Raw genomic sequence first — 15,340 nt, 5'->3', positions numbered from 1 at the left:
CGCGCCGTACTCCGCGCGAGCAGACGCAAAAGCCCCCGAAAGCAAGGCCTTTCGGGGGCTTTTGCGTCTGCTCGCGCGTCTGTTGGTGCCCCCGGCAGGCAGCATCCCGCGGCCCGCCGACGCGGCGTGCCGGTCGCGGGGCCGATGAACGCCTGACGTCTGGCGCGTGTCGTGGCTACTATCGGGGACGTACTGTGATCCGAAACACTCCTCGAGGAGATCCGTTGACTAGCACGCCGGGCACCACGGGCACGACCGAATTCGCCGAGCTGCACGACCTCATCGGCGGCCTGCGGCGGTGTGTGAGCTCCCTGCGGGCGCGCTACGGCGACAGCCCGGCGATGCGCCGCATCGTCATCGACGCCGACCGCATCCTGTCCGACGTCGACCTGCTCGACACCGACGTATCCGAATTGGACCTGGCCCGCGCCACCGTGCAGCAGTCCGGGGAGAAGGTCGTCATCCCCGACACCCAGTACGACAGCGAATTCTGGCGCGACGTCGACGACGAGGGCGTCGGCGGCCACCACAGGTCCTGAACAACCCGAGCGCCCCCAGCCAGCCCCCCGCAGAAGGGGGGCTCGCATCTGTGTACCCTTCGACAGACAGCCCGTTCGAAGAGGAACAACCAGATGAGCGCACCCACGGCGAACCGTCCTGCGTCCGGTGTCTTTTCACCCACACGCGCCCGCATCGAGCAACGCACCCTGCGCACCGACCGGTGGTGGATGTCGCCGCTGCGGATCGACCTGGGCTTCGCCGCGTTCCTCATCTATGCGACCGCGCGGGCCTTCCAGCAGAACTACTTCTTCGTCGGCAAGTACCACTACCTGACGCCGTTCTACTCGCCGTGCGTCAGCAAGGGCTGCGGTGAGGCCGGCGACATCTGGCCGCAGTTCCTGCCGGACGTGTGGTGGTTGCCGTACGCGGCGGTGTCGCTGCCGTTCCTGCTGCTGTTCCGGCTGACCTGTTACTACTACCGCGGCGCCTACTACCGCACGGTGTGGCAGTCGCCGACGGCCTGCGCGGTGGCCGAGCCCCGCGTCCACTACACCGGCGAGACCAGGTTCCCGCTGATCATCCAGAACACTCACCGGTACTTCTTCTACATCGCCTTCCTCATCTCGGTGATCAACAGCTACGACGCGATCGTGGCGTTCCACTCCGACACCGGTCCGGGCGGATTCGGCTTCGGGCTGGGCAATCTGATCCTGCTCGGCAACGTCATCATGCTGTGGGCCTACACGCTGTCCTGCCACTCCTGCCGGCACGTGACCGGTGGCCGGCTCAAGCATTTCTCCAAGCACCCTGTGCGGTACTGGATCTGGACCCAGGTCAGCCACATCAACACCCGGCACAAGCTGTACGCCTGGATCACGCTGGGCACCCTGATGCTCACCGATTTCTACATCGCCCTGGTGGCCAGCGGCACCATCCCCGACCTGAGATTTGTTGGCTGACAAGCCATTTGACGAAGAATCAGAATTAGCTAGCGAGGTTTCATGGTTGAGGTCGAACGGCATGCCTACGACGTAGTCGTCATCGGCGCCGGCGGCGCGGGATTGCGCGCGGTCATCGAGGCGCGGGAACGCGGCCTGCGGGTCGCGGTGGTGTGCAAGTCGTTGTTCGGCAAGGCGCACACCGTGATGGCCGAGGGCGGCTGCGCGGCCTCGATGGGCAACACCAACCCGAAGGACAACTGGAAGACCCACTTCGGCGACACCATGCGCGGGGGCAAGTTCCTCAACAACTGGCGCATGGCCGAGCTGCACGCCAAGGAGGCCCCGGACCGCGTCTGGGAGCTGGAAACCTATGGCGCGCTGTTCGATCGGCTCAAGGACGGCAAGATCAGCCAGCGCAACTTCGGTGGGCACACCTACCCGCGGCTGGCGCACGTCGGTGACCGCACCGGCCTGGAGCTGATCCGCACCATGCAGCAGAAGATCGTCTCGCTGCAGCAGGAGGATTACGCCGAACTCGGCGACTACGAGGCGCGCATCAAGGTGTTCGCCGAGTGCACGATCACCGAGCTGCTCAAGGACGGCGACGCGATCGCCGGCGCGTTCGGCTATTGGCGCGAGAGCGGCCAGTTCGTGCTGTTCGAGGCGCCCGCGGTGGTGCTGGCCACCGGCGGCATCGGCAAGTCGTTCAAGGTCACCTCGAACTCCTGGGAGTACACCGGCGACGGGCACGCCCTGGCGCTGCGGGCGGGCGCCTCGCTGATCAACATGGAGTTCGTCCAGTTCCATCCGACGGGCATGGTGTGGCCGCCGAGTGTGAAAGGGATCCTGGTCACCGAGGGTGTCCGCGGTGACGGCGGGGTGCTGAAGAACTCCGAGGGCAAGCGGTTCATGTTCGACTACATCCCCCCGGTGTTCAAGGGCCAGTACGCCGAGACCGAGCAAGAAGCCGACCAGTGGCTCAAGGACAACGACTCGGCCCGCCGCACTCCCGACCTGCTGCCCCGCGACGAGGTCGCGCGCGCCATCAACTCCGAGGTCAAGGCCGGCCGCGGCAGCCCGCACGGCGGCGTCTTCCTCGACATCGCGTCGCGGCTGACACCGGCGGAGATCAACCGCCGGCTGCCGTCGATGTACCACCAGTTCAAGGAGCTGGCCGGGGTCGACATCACCAAGGAGCCGATGGAGGTCGGACCGACCTGCCACTACGTGATGGGCGGCGTCGAGGTGGACGCCGACACCGGGGCGGCCACCGTCCCCGGCCTGTTCGCGGCCGGTGAGTGCTCCGGCGGCATGCACGGCTCCAACCGGCTGGGCGGCAACTCGCTGTCGGACCTGCTGGTGTTCGGCCGCCGGGCCGGGCTGGGCGCCGCCGACTATGTGCGCGCGCTGAGCAGCCGCCCGGCCATCAGCCCCGACGCCGTCGAGGCGGCCGCCAAGCGGGCGCTGGCCCCGTTCGAGGCGCCGGCCGGCGGCACCGCCGAGAACCCCTACACCCTGCAGCTGGAACTGCAGCAGTCGATGAACGACCTGGTCGGCATCATCCGCAACGCCGACGAGATCTCCGAGGCCCTGGCGCGGCTGGGCAAACTGCGGGAGCGGTTCAAGAACCTGCACGTGGACGGGCAACGCCGGTACAACCCGGGCTGGAACCTGGCCCTCGACCTGCGCAACATGCTGCTGGTCAGCGAATGTGTCGCCAAGGCCGCGCTGGAGCGCACCGAGAGCCGCGGCGGGCACACCCGCGACGACCACCCGTCGATGGACTCGGCCTGGCGCAAGGTGCTGCTGGTGTGCGAGGCGGCCGGGGGCGACGAGGTGATTCCCGACATCAGCATCCGCAAGAAAGACCAGACGCCGATGCGGCCCGACTTGCTGGAACTGTTCGACATCGCCGAGCTGGAGAAGTACTACACCGACGAGGAACTCGCCGGGCACCCAGGACGGGGCCCCAGGACGGACCCCGGGACGGAGAGCAAATGACCTACAACGCGAAGATGCGGGTGTGGCGCGGTGACGACGCCAACGGTGCGTTGCAGGACTTCACGGTCGAGGTCAACGAGGGCGAGGTCGTCCTCGACATCATCCATCGCCTGCAGCAGACCCAGACGCCCGACCTGGCGGTCCGGTGGAACTGCAAGGCCGGCAAGTGCGGCTCCTGCTCGGCGGAGATCAACGGCTATCCGCGGTTGCTGTGCATGACCCGGATGTCCACCTTCGCCGAGGACGAGGTGGTCACCGTCACGCCGCTGCGCACCTTCCCGGTGATCCGCGACCTGGTCACCGACGTCTCGTTCAACTACGAAAAGGCCCGCGAGATCCCGTCTTTCGCGCCGCCCAAGGACCTGCAGCCCGGCGAGTACCGGATGGCCCAGGAGGACGTGCAGCGCTCGCAGGAGTTCCGCAAGTGCATCGAGTGCTTCCTGTGTCAGAACGTCTGCCACGTGATTCGCGACCACGACGAGAACAAGAAGGCGTTCGCCGGCCCGCGCTTCCTGATGCGCATCGCCGAGCTGGAGATGCACCCGCTGGACACCCGAGACCGGCGCAACGACGCCCAGGACGAGCACGGCCTGGGCTACTGCAACATCACCAAGTGCTGCACCGAGGTCTGCCCGGAGAACATCAAGATCACCGACAACGCGCTGATCCCGATGAAAGAGCGGGTCGCCGACCGCAAATACGACCCGGTGGTGTGGCTCGGTAACAAGCTGTTCCGTCGCTGAGCGTGCCGGCCCCGCGGCCGGGTTAGGCCGTCGCGGTCCCCGGGTAACCCCCTGGCATCCTGTCGGGCCGCCCGCGCGCGGCCGTGTACCCACGACCGGAAAGGCATCTCATGGAGCCGATGCGACAGACCGCCAGCATCAACAACATTCGCACCGCGATTCGGCAGTTGTCGGTGCGCGCCCAGCTGGCGCGCAAGGAGGGGCGGCACGGCGACGCCGCCGAACTCGAGAACCGCATCCAGGGTTTTCGCGAAGAACTCAGCCACCGCCCCTGACCAACCTGACCAAGGGGCGGGCCGGAAAATCAGAAAAGATCAGGCGCCGAGGCGGCGGAACCCGCTGCGATGAAACACGATGGGCGCCACGTTGGCGTCCACGGTCACCTCGTTGACCCGCAACACCACGATGGTGTGATCCCCGGCCGGGATCAGCTGTTCAACCGCGCTTTCCAGCCACAGGGCGGTGCCCTTGATGAACACCGCGCCGGTGGGCCGCGAGACGGTCTCCAGCCCGGCGAACCGGTCGCCGGTCTTGGCGGCCAGCGTGCGGGCGGCCTCGTCGTGCTCCTCGCCGAGCACGCTGATCCCCAGCATGGGCCGGTCCTTGAGCTTGGGCCAGGTGGTCGAGGTGTTCTGCACGCAGAATGACACCAGCGGCGGGTCCAGCGAGACCGGGACGAAGGTGCTGGCCGCCAGGCCCTCCAGGGTTCCGTTCACCTCGGCGGCGATCGCCACCACACCGGACGGGAAATGACCGAAGGCCTCACGAAGTGACGACGCTGTCAGCTTGTTGTTCGAATTCACCGGACTTCATTCGCCCCTAGGCCGGACACGGGATTTTCGGATGTGACCCTACCCGGCGCGGATGGCGCCGTCGCGGCCACCCTGGCGCTACGCGGGATCAGTCCGCTGCGCCGTGGTGCGCCGAAAAGCCGTGCGCCGAGGCGACATCGGGGTGCGAGCGCAGCCGGCTCTTCCAGGCGTTGCGGCCGTAGACGGAGAAGATGGGGTCGGCCGGATCCTCCGACGGAGTCCAGCGCTCGCCGGCGTGCGCCCGGAGTTCAGGCGGCAGCGGCAGCACGGGTATCCGGGCGTCGAGGCGCGGATTGAAGAAGTAGGGCACCGAGATCCGCTCTGCCGTCGACCCCGCCAGATTCACCCGGTGCTCGGTGGCGCGCAGGTAGCCCCGCGTCGCCGCCTCCAGCAGCTCGCCGATGTTGACGATGAACGCACCCTGCCGCGGCGGCACGTCGATCCAGCCGTCGCCGCCCGGCCCGCCGCGGCGCACCTGCAGGCCCCGGCTGCCCGGCTCGGCCAGCAGCAGGGTGAGCACACCGGCGTCGCGATGCGCGCCCACTCCCTGCGGGCCGGCCGCGCGTCCCGGGTAGCGGATGATCTTGATCAGGGTGGCCGGCGCATCGGCGAACGCCGCGTCGAACACATCGTCCGGGCTGCCCAGCGCGGCCGCCCAATGCCGCAGCAGGGTGCGGGCCACCCCGGACAGCGCGGCGTCCCACTCCTCGATGAGCCCGGGCAGCTCCGGCAGCGCCGCGGGCCACTGGTTGGGGCCCTGCAGCCACCGGTAGTCCGACTTGTCCAGCCCGCCGATCGGCGGGCGTTCCGGGCCGATGTCGATCTGTTCGCGCCAGTCGACCGCACCGCGGGTCCGCTCCCCGCCTAGCCGGGTGTAGCCGCGGAAATGGGGGCTGCGCACCATCGCGACGGCGTCCTTGTCTGCCTGGGGCAGCCGGAAGAACCGGCGCGCGGCGTCGAGCACCCGGTCCACCAGGTCCGCCGGTACCCCGTGGCCGGTCAGATAGAAGAAGCCGACCCGGTGCGCGGCCTCGCGCAGGCCGTCCCGCAACACATCGGGATCGGCCCGCAGGTCCACCTCGGGCACCGCGGTGACGCCCGGCAAAGGGCACATCTCGTTGCTCACCTCCCCACCGTCACCGCAGGTAGATGGGTTGCACGCGGCGTGGGCACCCGTCTGCCCAACCGGTTGGTTAATTAGGCAATGAAATCTAGCTCACATTGGCTTGCATCCCGCTGACGCGAACGATATTTTGAAGTTGTTACTGGTGGGTAACTTAGACCTAGTACCCAACCACAAGTGGCATTCTCAACGAGGAGGACCGTAGTGAGCCACTACAAGAGCAACGTCCGCGACCAGGAATTCAACCTGTTCGAAGTGCTGGGCGTTGACAAGGCTTTAGGGCAAGGCGAGTTCAGCGATCTGGACGCCGACACGGCCCGCGAGATGTTGAACGAAATCAGCCGGCTGGCCGAGGGGCCCATCGCCGACTCCTTCGTCGAGGGCGACCGCAACCCGCCGGTGTTCGACCCGAAGACGCACTCGGTGACGCTGCCGGAATCGTTCAAGAAGTCCGTCCACGCCGTCATCGAGGCCGGGTGGGACAAGGTAGGCATCGACGAGGCCCTCGGCGGCGTCGCCATGCCCAAGGCGCTGCTGTGGGCGCTGCACGAGCACATCCTGGGCGCCAACCCGGCGGTCTGGATGTACGCCGGCGGCGCGGGCTTCGCCAACATCCTCTACCACCTGGGCACCGACGAGCAGAAGAAGTGGGCCGTGATGGCCGCCGAGCGCGGCTGGGGTTCGACCATGGTGCTCACCGAGCCGGACGCGGGTTCCGATGTCGGCGCCGGGCGCACCAAGGCGGTCAAGCAGGACGACGGCTCCTGGCACATCGACGGTGTGAAGCGATTCATCACCTCGGCCGACTCCGACGACCTGTTCGAGAACATCTTCCACCTGGTGCTGGCCCGCCCCGAGGGCGCCGGCCCCGGCACCAAGGGCCTGTCGCTGTTCTTCGTGCCGAAGTTCCTGTTCGACTTCGAGACCGGTGAGCTCGGCGAGCGCAACGGCGTCTTCGTCACCAATGTCGAGCACAAGATGGGCCTGAAGGTGTCGGCGACCTGCGAGCTGAGCTTCGGCCAGCACGACGTCCCGGCCAAGGGCTGGCTGGTCGGCGAGGTGCACAACGGTATCGCGCAGATGTTCGAGGTCATCGAGCAGGCCCGCATGATGGTGGGCACCAAGGCCATCGCGACCCTGTCGACCGGTTACCTGAACGCGTTGGAGTACGCCAAGTCTCGCGTCCAGGGCGCCGACATGACCCAGATGACCGACAAGACCGCACCGCGGGTGACCATCACGCACCACCCGGACGTGCGGCGGTCGCTGATGACCCAGAAGGCCTACGCCGAGGGTCTGCGCGCGCTGTACCTGTTCACCTCGACCTACCAGGACGCGGCGGTCGCCGAGGCGCTCTACGGGGTAGACGCCGAACTGGCGGTCAAGGTCAACGACCTGATGCTGCCGGTGGTCAAGGGCGTCGGCTCCGAGCAGGCCTACGCCAAGCTCACCGAGAGCCTGCAGACCTTCGGTGGCTCCGGCTTCCTGCAGGACTACCCGATCGAGCAGTACATCCGCGACTCCAAGATCGACTCGCTCTACGAGGGCACCACGGCCATCCAGGCGCAGGACTTCTTCTTCCGCAAGATCGTCCGCGACAAGGGTGTGGCGCTGGCCCACGTGTCCGAGCAGATCCAGAAGTTCGTCGACAGCGAGTCCGGCAACGGCCGGCTCAAGTCCGAGCGCGAACTGCTGGCCAAGGCGCTGGCCGACGTGCAGGGCATGGCGACCGCGCTGACCGGCTACCTGATGGCCGCCCAGGAGGACGTGACCAGCCTGTACAAGGTGGGCCTGGGTTCGGTGCGCTTCCTGATGAGCGTGGGCGACCTGATCATCGGCTGGTTGTTGCAGCGTCAGGCGGCGGTGGCCGTGGCGGCGCTGGACGCCGGTGCCAGCGGTGAGGAGCGGTCCTTCTACGAGGGCAAGATCGCGGTGGCGTCGTTCTTCGCGAAGAACTTCCTGCCGATGCTGACCAGCACCCGCGAGGTCATCGAGACGCTGGACAACGACATCATGGAGCTCGACGAGGCGGCCTTCTAAAGCCCTTCCGAGGCCGCTGACAAGCGCAATCAAAAACCCCGCTTCCGGATGGGAGCGGGGTTTTTGATTGCGCGGCGCCGGATGGGCGCACGATCGGGCGCAGAAAAAGGCCGCCGCTGGATCCCCTCACTCCAGCGGCGGCCCTTCTCGGACGCCCGTCGCGCAAACTGACAGGCGGTCGTGTCAGGGATGCCCCGTATTGCCGTCGGGGTCGGGGGGTCAGACCACAACACGGGGCTATCCGGGGTCACGGATACCCGCGGCCTCCGGTTACTAACCCTTGCTAACGCGATGTGACCCAACTCATGGGCCCGGCCCGTCAGGCCTCGAGGATCGCGGCCACGCCCTGGCCGCCGGCCGCGCAGATCGAGATCAGGGCGCGCACCGGTTTGTCGGCGCCCTTGAGCTCGGCCTTACGCTGCGCGACCTGCTTGGCGGCCTGCGCCAGGATCCGCCCGCCGGTGGCAGCGAACGGGTGACCGGCGGCCAGCGAGGACCCGTTGACGTTGAGCTTGGAGCGGTCGATGGAGCCCAGCGCGGCGTCCAGGCCCAGCCGTTCCTTGCAGTAGTCCTCGGATTCCCAGGCCTGCAGATGGGCCAGCACCACCGAGGCGAACGCCTCGTGGATCTCGTAGAAGTCGAAGTCCTGCAGGCTCAGGCCGTTGCGGGCGAGCAGCCGCGGCACCGCGTAGGTGGGGGCCATCAGCAGGCCGTCGCGCCCGTTGACGTAGTCGACCGCGGCCGTCTCGGCATCCACCAGGTAGGCCAGCGGGGTCAGCGAGTGCGCGGCCGCCCACTCCTCGGTGCCCAGCAGCGCCACCGAGGCGCCGTCGGTCAGCGGGGTCGAATTACCCGCCGTCATCGTCGCGTCGCCGGCCTTCACCCCGAACACCGGCCGCAGCTTGGCCAGCTTCTCCGGCGACGAGTCGGGCCGCAGGTTGTCGTCGCGGTACAGGCCCAGGAACGGGGTGACCAGGTCGTCGAAGAAGCCGCGGTCGTAGGCGGCGGCCATGTTGCGGTGGCTGGCGGCGGCCAGCTCGTCCTGGGCGACCCGGGTGATGCCCATCTGCTTGGCGGTGATCGCCTGGTGCTCGCCCATGGACAGGCCGGTGCGCGGCTCGCTGTTGACCGGGATCTCGACGCCCAGGGTCGCCGGCAACGTGCCCACCAGCTTGAGTCGCTGCACGTTCGACTTGGCCCGGCGCAACTTCAGCAGCGTGCGGCGCAGGTTGTCGCCCAGGCCGATCGGCGCGTCCGAGGTGGTGTCCACCCCGCCGGCGGCGGCCACGTCGTAGCGGCCGGCGGCGATGCCCTCGGCGGCCGCGATCGCGGCCTGCAACCCGGTGCCGCAGGCCTGCTGCAGGTCGAACGCCGGCGTGTAGGACGACAGCTGTGAACCCAGCACGCATTCGCGGGTCAGATTGAAGTCCCGGCTGTGCTTGAGCACCGCGCCGCCGACCACCACGCCCAGCCGCTCACCGGCCAGCCCGAAGCGGTCCACCAACCCCTCCAGCGCGGCGGTGAGCATGTCCTGGTTGGACGCCTCGGCATAGGCGCCGTCGGAGCGGGCGAACGGAATCCGGTTGCCACCCAGGACGGCCACTGGCCGCCGCTGCGCACTGCGCTGAGCAGCCGGTTTGCTTGCCTCGGAACTTGCAGGGGCCACTTGTGTTCTCCGTGTGTCTGCGGTTGGTCGGTTTGCGGGTCGCCCGTCTCGGGCCATACTACCCACTGTTCTTACTCTGAAGTAAGTTCGTCCTCGATACGGTTGTCCTATAGGCATACCCCGACGCAGAAACAACACGGAAGGTAGCTCCGGTGGCTCCGAAGGTCTCGTCCGATCTGTTCTCGCAGATTGTCAATTCCGGTCCTGGATCGTTTCTCGCCAAGCAGCTCGGCGTCCCGCAACCCGAGACGCTGCGCCGCTACCGGCCCGGTGACCCGCCGCTGGCCGGGTCGCTGCTGATCGGCGGCGAGGGCCGCGTGGTCGAGCCGTTGCGGGCGGCGCTGGCCAAGGACTACGACCTGGTCGGCAACAACCTGGGCGGGCGCTGGGCCGACCGGTTCGGCGGGCTGGTCTTCGACGCCACCGGGATCACCACCCCGGAGGGCCTGAAGGGGCTGTACGAGTTCTTCACCCCACTGCTGCGCAACCTGGATCACTGCGCCCGCGTGGTGGTGGTCGGCACCACGCCCGACGCCGCCGCCGGCACGCACGAGCGGATCGCCCAGCGCGCCCTGGAGGGCTTCACCCGGTCGTTGGGCAAGGAGCTGCGCAACGGCTCGACGGTGGCGCTGGTGTACCTGTCGCCGGCCGCCAAACCCGCCGCGACGGGCCTGGAGTCGACCATGCGGTTCATCCTGTCGGCCAAGTCCGCCTACGTCGACGGCCAGGTCTTCTACGTCGGCGAGGCCGACTCCACGCCCCCGGCGGACTGGGAACGGCCGCTGGACGGCAAGGTCGCCATCGTGACCGGTGCGGCCCGCGGAATCGGCGCCACGATCGCCGAGGTGTTCGCCCGCGACGGCGCCCGCGTGGTCGCGATCGACGTGGAATCGGCCGCCGAGACGCTGGCCGAGACAGCCAGCCGGGTCGGGGGCACCGCGCTGTGGCTCGACGTCACCGCCCCCGACGCCGTCGACAAGATCACCGAGCACCTGCGCGAGCACCACGGCGGTCACGCCGACATCCTGGTCAACAACGCCGGGATCACCCGCGACAAGCTGCTGGCCAACATGGACGACGCGCGCTGGGACGCCGTGTTGGCCGTGAATCTGCTTGCCCCACTTCGCCTTACCGAAGGGCTGGTGGGCAACGGCAGCATCGGCGAAGGCGGCCGCATCGTCGGCCTGTCGTCGATGGCCGGCATCGCGGGCAACCGCGGCCAGACCAACTACGCCACCACCAAGGCCGGCATGATCGGCCTCACCCAGGCGCTGGCGCCGGAGCTCTACGACAAGGGCATCACCATCAACGCCGTCGCGCCGGGATTCATCGAGACCCAGATGACGGCCGCCATCCCGCTGGCCACCCGCGAGGTGGGGCGCCGGATGAACTCGCTGCTGCAGGGCGGGCAGCCGGTGGACGTCGCCGAAACCATCGCCTACTTCGCCAGCCCGGCGTCGAACGCGGTGACCGGCAACGTCATTCGGGTCTGCGGCCAGGCGATGCTGGGGGCATGATGAACCAGCCGAGCGGCTTGAAGAACATGCTGCGCGCGGCCGCCGGGGCGCTGCCGGTGGTGTCCCGCGGCAGCGCGCTGCCCACCCGCACGGTCACCGTCGAGGACCTTCCCATCGACCGCACCAACGTGGCCGAGTACGCGGCGGTCACCGGGCTGCGCTACCGCAACCACGTGCCGTTGACCTACCCGTTCGCGCTGACCTTTCCGGCGCTGATGTCGCTGGTGACCGGGTTCGACTTCCCTTTCGCGGCAATGGGTTCGGTGCACACCGAGAACCACATCACGCAGTACCGTCCGATCGCGGTCACCGACACCGTCGGGGTGCGGGTGCACGCGGAGAACCTGCGCGAGCACCGCAAGGGTCTGCTGGTCGATCTGGTGACCGACGTCAGCGTGGGGAACGACACCGCGTGGCATCAGGTGACCACCTTCCTGCACCAGCAGCGCACCAGCCTGTCCGACCAACCCAAACCGCCGCCGCAGAAGCAGCCCAAGCTGCCGCCGCCGCCGACCGTGCTGCGCATCACCCCGGGGCTGATCCGCCGCTACGCCGTCGTCGGGGGTGACCACAATCCCATCCACACCAACCCGATCGCGGCCAAGCTATTCGGCTTCCCCACCGTGATCGCGCATGGAATGTTCAGCGCCGCAGCGGTATTGGCCAACATCGAAGCCGCGATTCCCGATGCGGTGCGCTACTCGGTGCGGTTCGGCAAGCCGGTGGTGCTGCCCGCGACCACCGGTCTCTACATCGACGAACACGACGGCGGCTGGGACATCGCGCTACGCAACATCGCCAAGGGCTACCCGCACCTGACCGGAACCGTCCGGGCGCTGTAGGTCAGCCGGCGTGCGTCGTAGTACGGCCCTGGGCAAGCACTTTCAGCCCGTGCGCGGCGGTCGCGGTCAGCAGGAAAAGCAGGAACAGCCACAGCGGTGGCCGGGCCAGCTCCCAGACGAAGATCGCCGCCCAGATCGGTGAGCCCTGGGTGACGGCCAGCACCCCGGCGGCGCCGGCCAGCGACACCGCGGGCACGTGCAGCTGGCTGCCGGTCGCCCAATTGATCGTCAGCACCAGCGCCGCCCCGGCGGCCGCCCCGGTGGCCAGCGACGGCGTCAACAGGCCACCGGCCCCGCCGGCACGCAAAAACAACGCCGTCAGAACGGGTTTGAGCAGCAGGATCGCCAGGGCCGACGCCAAGGTCATGCCGCTGGCCAGACTGACCGTCAGGATGCTGCGGCCGTTGCCGGGCAATTCGGGCCACCAATGCGAGCAGACGCCCGTCACCAGGCCGGCGCCGGCCAGCGCCGGGATCAGCGTCCAGGTCCGCATCGGGCGGGCCGGCCGGGCGACGGCCATCAACCGGTTGAAGGCCAATCCCACCGCGAGCGCCACCGGCGCCAGCAACAGCCCGTGCGCGGTCAACAGGTAGGTGGACTCTTCGACCGGCCATCGCAGGTTGGGCTGGTCGCCGGTGACGGCCGAGCCGACGGCCACCGCCACCCCGGAGGACAGGAACGCCGCGCCCACCGCCCGCAGCCGCCAGGTGCGCAGCAGGATCCGGACCGCGAACAGCGCACCGGCCAGCGGCACCGCATACACCGCGCCCAGACCGGCCCCCGCCGCGCAGGCCAGCAGGATCTCCCGGTCGCGCGACGACAGGCGTCTGAGCCATCCGATACCGAAATCGCCGAGCGCTGAAGCGAATTGGCGCGGAGCGCCCTCCCGCCCCAGCGATGCCCCGGATCCGACCAGCAGCACCTGCAGCACGGCGTCGATGCTCCAGGCGAGCCGCGGGACGCGCTCGGAGCGCGCGATCGTTTCGGCCAGCGGCGGCACGTCGGTGCGCCGCCGCAGCAGCCACCACCCCAGCCCGGCCAGCGCCGCGCCGACCATCGGGCCCAGCACGCGCCGGATCGGGCTGCTGGCGGCCACCCCGGCCAGCAGCGCGCCGAAACTGTAGTGGTAGGTGGCGTGCTGGACCACGCGCAGCACCAATGTGGTTGCCACGCCGGCGATTCCGGCGAGCACACCGACGATGATGACCGCGCAGAAGAAGTCGAGGGCGTTGCGGTCCGAGCGGGGTGCGGGCATTCGGGCCACCTCGACGACGGTAGCCCTAGCCGCCGGCGCCGGAGCGGTCCGCCTCGGGCTGGGCCGCGGCGGCTTCCCGCTCCTCGGGTGAACCCTTGAGCCCGTACCAGAACAGGTCGATCATCAGCGCGGCCGCCTCGTCGACGTCGATGTCGCCGGTGGACAACCGATTGGCCACCGCCTCACCGGCGCCCACCAGGGCCACCGCCATCATCTCGTGCTCGCGGTCGGTCCGCGGGGTGCGGCTGCCCGCCCGCATCAGCCCGGCGACCAGTTCGATGATCTGCTCGCGACCCTCCCGGACCATGTGGGCGAACGCCTGCGAGCTGGTGGCCTGGGTGTACATCACGATCCAGGACGCCCGGTTGGCGTCGATGTAGCGCATGAACGACGCGATGGTGTTGCGCAGCATGTCGTTGGGGCTCTGCTGGAAATCGATGTCGGCGCGCACCGCGTCGATGAACCGGCCCAGCTCCCGGTTCAGGCAGGCGCCGAACAGGTCCTCCTTGGAGCCGTAGTACAGGTACAGCATCGGTTTGGAGATCTGCGCCTGGGCGGCGATGGCGTCCATCGAGGTCTCGTGATAGCCGTTGACCGAGAACATCTGGACCGCGGCGTCGAGCATCTGCTGCTCGCGGACGGCACGCGGTAACCGCTTGGTGCCACCCGCCATCGCTTACCTCTCCAGCCGGTCCGTTCTGAGTCAAGGGTAGGCAATGTGGTTCGGCCGCACAGCCGCTAGTGCCCGCAGGCCGGGCCGCGGCCCTTCATGGTCGCCACCCGCACCAGCGACTCGTCCACCCGCTGTGCCGGCAATTCGCCCGAGGCAACCGCCTTCTGCAGCCGGTCCAGCACCGCCGGCACCTCGTCGGTGGTGACCCACAAGGCGACGTCGACGCCGGCCAGCAGGCTGCGCAGCACCGCCTCGGAGACCCCGTACCGGTCGGAGATGGCCGCCATGCTGGACAGATCGTCGCTGAAGACCGGGCCGGTGAACGGCGGCCCCTTGTAGCCGACGCCGTTGCGCAGCAACTGCACCGCCTCGGGGCTCAGGCTGGCCGGCACGTCGCCGGTGAGCCCGGGAACCTGCAGGTGGCCCACCATCACCCCGACCGGCGGCGTGGTCACCAGGGTCCGGTAGGGCACCAGGTCGTCGTTCTGCAGGTCGTCCAGCGGCGGCGTGACCACGCCACCGGTGTGGGAGTCGCCCGAGCCGTGCCCGTGGCCGGGGAAGTGCTTGAGCACCGGCAGCAGCCCGGCGTCCCGCAGCCCCTGCGCATACGCACCGGCGTACTCGGTGACCTTGGCCGGGTCCGCGCCGAACGAACGGTTGCCGATCACGGCGTCGTCGGGCTCGTCGCTGACGTCGACGACGGGCGCGAAATCGACGGTGATGCCCAGGTCGCGCATCTTCTTGCCGCGGTCGGCGGCCAGGTCGTGCACCTGCTGCACGGTCTGCGTCTGCGCCAGCTCACGCGGCGACGGCGACGTCCCGATCAGGGATTTCAGCCGCGAGACCCGGCCGCCCTCCTCGTCGACGCTGACCGCCAGCGGCAACGGCCCCGCCTTGGCCGCGATGTCGGCCAGCGGGCCCCGGAAGATCGTCAGGTCCGTCCAGCTGCCGATGAAGATGCCGCCGACGTGATAGCCGTTGACGACGTTGCGCGCGTCGTCGGCGTTCTTGACACCCACCATCAGCAGTTGGGCCAGCTTGTCGCGAAGGTTCAGGGTGGCCGGCGCTGCCGGCGGGTCGACGCACACCCGCGGCGCCGGGCAGCGGCCGGCGTGTTCGCCGTCGACGAGTGCGCGGGCGGGGGTGCGGCGCGGTGGGCGCAGCCGATCATCAGCGCCGACACGGCGGCCAGCACGGCCGCGTGCGCGGCGAGGGGGCGCGACAAT

At 68.9% G+C, this 15,340-nt stretch carries 13 protein-coding genes and 1 pseudogene; 8 read left to right on the top strand and 6 right to left on the bottom strand.

Annotated elements, in window-relative coordinates:
• The first annotated feature begins 224 nt into the window (after window positions 1-224).
• The 5 genes from NF20_RS23985 to NF20_RS27815 all read left to right on the top strand — a co-directional run bounded on the left by NF20_RS23985 (window position 225) and on the right by NF20_RS27815 (window position 4,461).
• Window positions 225-539, top strand: coding sequence for a hypothetical protein (locus NF20_RS23985; RefSeq protein ID WP_003874031.1), 315 nt, complete (start codon window positions 225-227; stop codon window positions 537-539).
• 93 nt (window positions 540-632) lie between these two features.
• Window positions 633-1,460, top strand: a complete 828-nt coding sequence (locus NF20_RS23980) for a hypothetical protein (RefSeq protein WP_033710767.1) — start codon at window positions 633-635, stop codon at window positions 1,458-1,460.
• 42 nt (window positions 1,461-1,502) lie between these two features.
• Window positions 1,503-3,443, top strand: coding sequence for a fumarate reductase/succinate dehydrogenase flavoprotein subunit (locus NF20_RS23975; protein WP_033710768.1), 1,941 nt, complete (start codon window positions 1,503-1,505; stop codon window positions 3,441-3,443).
• Window positions 3,440-4,186 carry a succinate dehydrogenase/fumarate reductase iron-sulfur subunit gene (locus NF20_RS23970; protein ID WP_009979616.1) on the top strand — a complete coding sequence of 249 codons (747 nt, stop codon included), beginning with the start codon at window positions 3,440-3,442 and terminating at the stop codon, window positions 4,184-4,186. Before NF20_RS23975 ends, NF20_RS23970 begins: the two co-directional genes overlap by 4 nt.
• 119 nt (window positions 4,187-4,305) lie before the next feature.
• Window positions 4,306-4,461, top strand: a complete 156-nt coding sequence (locus tag NF20_RS27815; protein WP_162291283.1) for a hypothetical protein — start codon at window positions 4,306-4,308, stop codon at window positions 4,459-4,461.
• Between the two features lie 39 nt (window positions 4,462-4,500).
• Here the strand turns inward: NF20_RS27815 and NF20_RS23965 are convergent, their stop codons facing one another.
• Together NF20_RS23965 and NF20_RS23960 are read right to left on the bottom strand one after the other, a co-directional pair.
• Window positions 4,501-4,989 carry a flavin reductase family protein gene (locus NF20_RS23965; RefSeq protein WP_003874036.1) on the bottom strand — a complete coding sequence of 163 codons (489 nt, stop codon included), beginning with the start codon at window positions 4,987-4,989 and terminating at the stop codon, window positions 4,501-4,503.
• Between the two features lie 97 nt (window positions 4,990-5,086).
• A complete protein-coding gene (locus NF20_RS23960) occupies window positions 5,087-6,124 on the bottom strand; it encodes an isopenicillin N synthase family dioxygenase (protein WP_175417488.1) in 1,038 nt (345 codons plus the stop codon).
• A 201-nt stretch (window positions 6,125-6,325) separates the two neighbouring features.
• Between NF20_RS23960 and NF20_RS23955 the strand changes: the two genes are divergently transcribed.
• Window positions 6,326-8,161: an acyl-CoA dehydrogenase gene (locus NF20_RS23955; protein WP_033710769.1), complete on the top strand. Its 1,836-nt coding sequence runs from the start codon at window positions 6,326-6,328 to the stop codon at window positions 8,159-8,161.
• 319 nt (window positions 8,162-8,480) lie between these two features.
• Here the strand turns inward: NF20_RS23955 and NF20_RS23945 are convergent, their stop codons facing one another.
• Entirely contained in the window at window positions 8,481-9,827 is a 1,347-nt protein-coding gene (locus NF20_RS23945; protein ID WP_023860761.1) for an acetyl-CoA C-acetyltransferase, read from the bottom strand.
• Window positions 9,828-9,979: 152 nt separating this feature from the next.
• On the opposite strand from NF20_RS23945, the gene NF20_RS23940 reads away from it, so the two are divergent.
• Together NF20_RS23940 and NF20_RS23935 are read left to right on the top strand one after the other, a co-directional pair.
• A complete protein-coding gene (locus NF20_RS23940; protein ID WP_023895704.1) occupies window positions 9,980-11,344 on the top strand; it encodes a 3-oxoacyl-ACP reductase in 1,365 nt (454 codons plus the stop codon).
• Complete coding sequence (locus tag NF20_RS23935; protein WP_003879142.1) at window positions 11,344-12,186, top strand: MaoC/PaaZ C-terminal domain-containing protein; 843 nt, start codon at window positions 11,344-11,346, stop codon at window positions 12,184-12,186. Before NF20_RS23940 ends, NF20_RS23935 begins: the two co-directional genes overlap by 1 nt.
• Window position 12,187: 1 nt before the next feature.
• On the opposite strand, the gene NF20_RS23930 is transcribed toward NF20_RS23935, so the two are convergent.
• From NF20_RS23930 to NF20_RS23920, 3 genes and pseudogenes are all read right to left on the bottom strand, one after another.
• Entirely contained in the window at window positions 12,188-13,441 is a 1,254-nt protein-coding gene (locus NF20_RS23930; RefSeq protein ID WP_031353754.1) for a chloride channel protein, read from the bottom strand.
• Between the two features lie 25 nt (window positions 13,442-13,466).
• On the bottom strand, window positions 13,467-14,114 hold the full coding sequence (locus NF20_RS23925) for a TetR/AcrR family transcriptional regulator (protein WP_003874043.1): 648 nt from the start codon (window positions 14,112-14,114) through the stop codon (window positions 13,467-13,469).
• Window positions 14,115-14,179: 65 nt separating this feature from the next.
• Window positions 14,180-15,285 (bottom strand): annotated as a pseudogene (locus NF20_RS23920) (glycoside hydrolase family 3 N-terminal domain-containing protein).
• Between the last annotated feature and the right edge of the window lie 55 nt (window positions 15,286-15,340).

This window comes from Mycobacterium sp. MAC_080597_8934, from assembly GCF_000523975.1.
GTDB classification, from domain to species: Bacteria; Actinomycetota; Actinomycetes; order Mycobacteriales; family Mycobacteriaceae; genus Mycobacterium; species Mycobacterium avium.
Note: the sequence above shows the minus strand (reverse complement) of the source record. Positions and strands in the feature narration are given on the sequence as shown.

Excerpts from the sequence above, each read along its gene's own strand:
- NF20_RS23980 (WP_033710767.1), top strand. The coding sequence starts at position 633 with ATGAGCGCACCCACGGCGAACCGTCCTGCGTCCGGTGTCTTTTCACCC.
- NF20_RS23975 (WP_033710768.1), top strand. The coding sequence starts at position 1,503 with ATGGTTGAGGTCGAACGGCATGCCTACGACGTAGTCGTCATCGGCGCC.
- NF20_RS23970 (WP_009979616.1), top strand. The coding sequence starts at position 3,440 with ATGACCTACAACGCGAAGATGCGGGTGTGGCGCGGTGACGACGCCAAC.
- NF20_RS27815 (WP_162291283.1), top strand. The coding sequence starts at position 4,306 with ATGCGACAGACCGCCAGCATCAACAACATTCGCACCGCGATTCGGCAG.
- NF20_RS23935 (WP_003879142.1), top strand. The coding sequence starts at position 11,344 with ATGAACCAGCCGAGCGGCTTGAAGAACATGCTGCGCGCGGCCGCCGGG.
- NF20_RS23930 (WP_031353754.1), bottom strand. The coding sequence starts at position 13,441 with ATGCCCGCACCCCGCTCGGACCGCAACGCCCTCGACTTCTTCTGCGCG.
- NF20_RS23925 (WP_003874043.1), bottom strand. The coding sequence starts at position 14,114 with ATGGCGGGTGGCACCAAGCGGTTACCGCGTGCCGTCCGCGAGCAGCAG.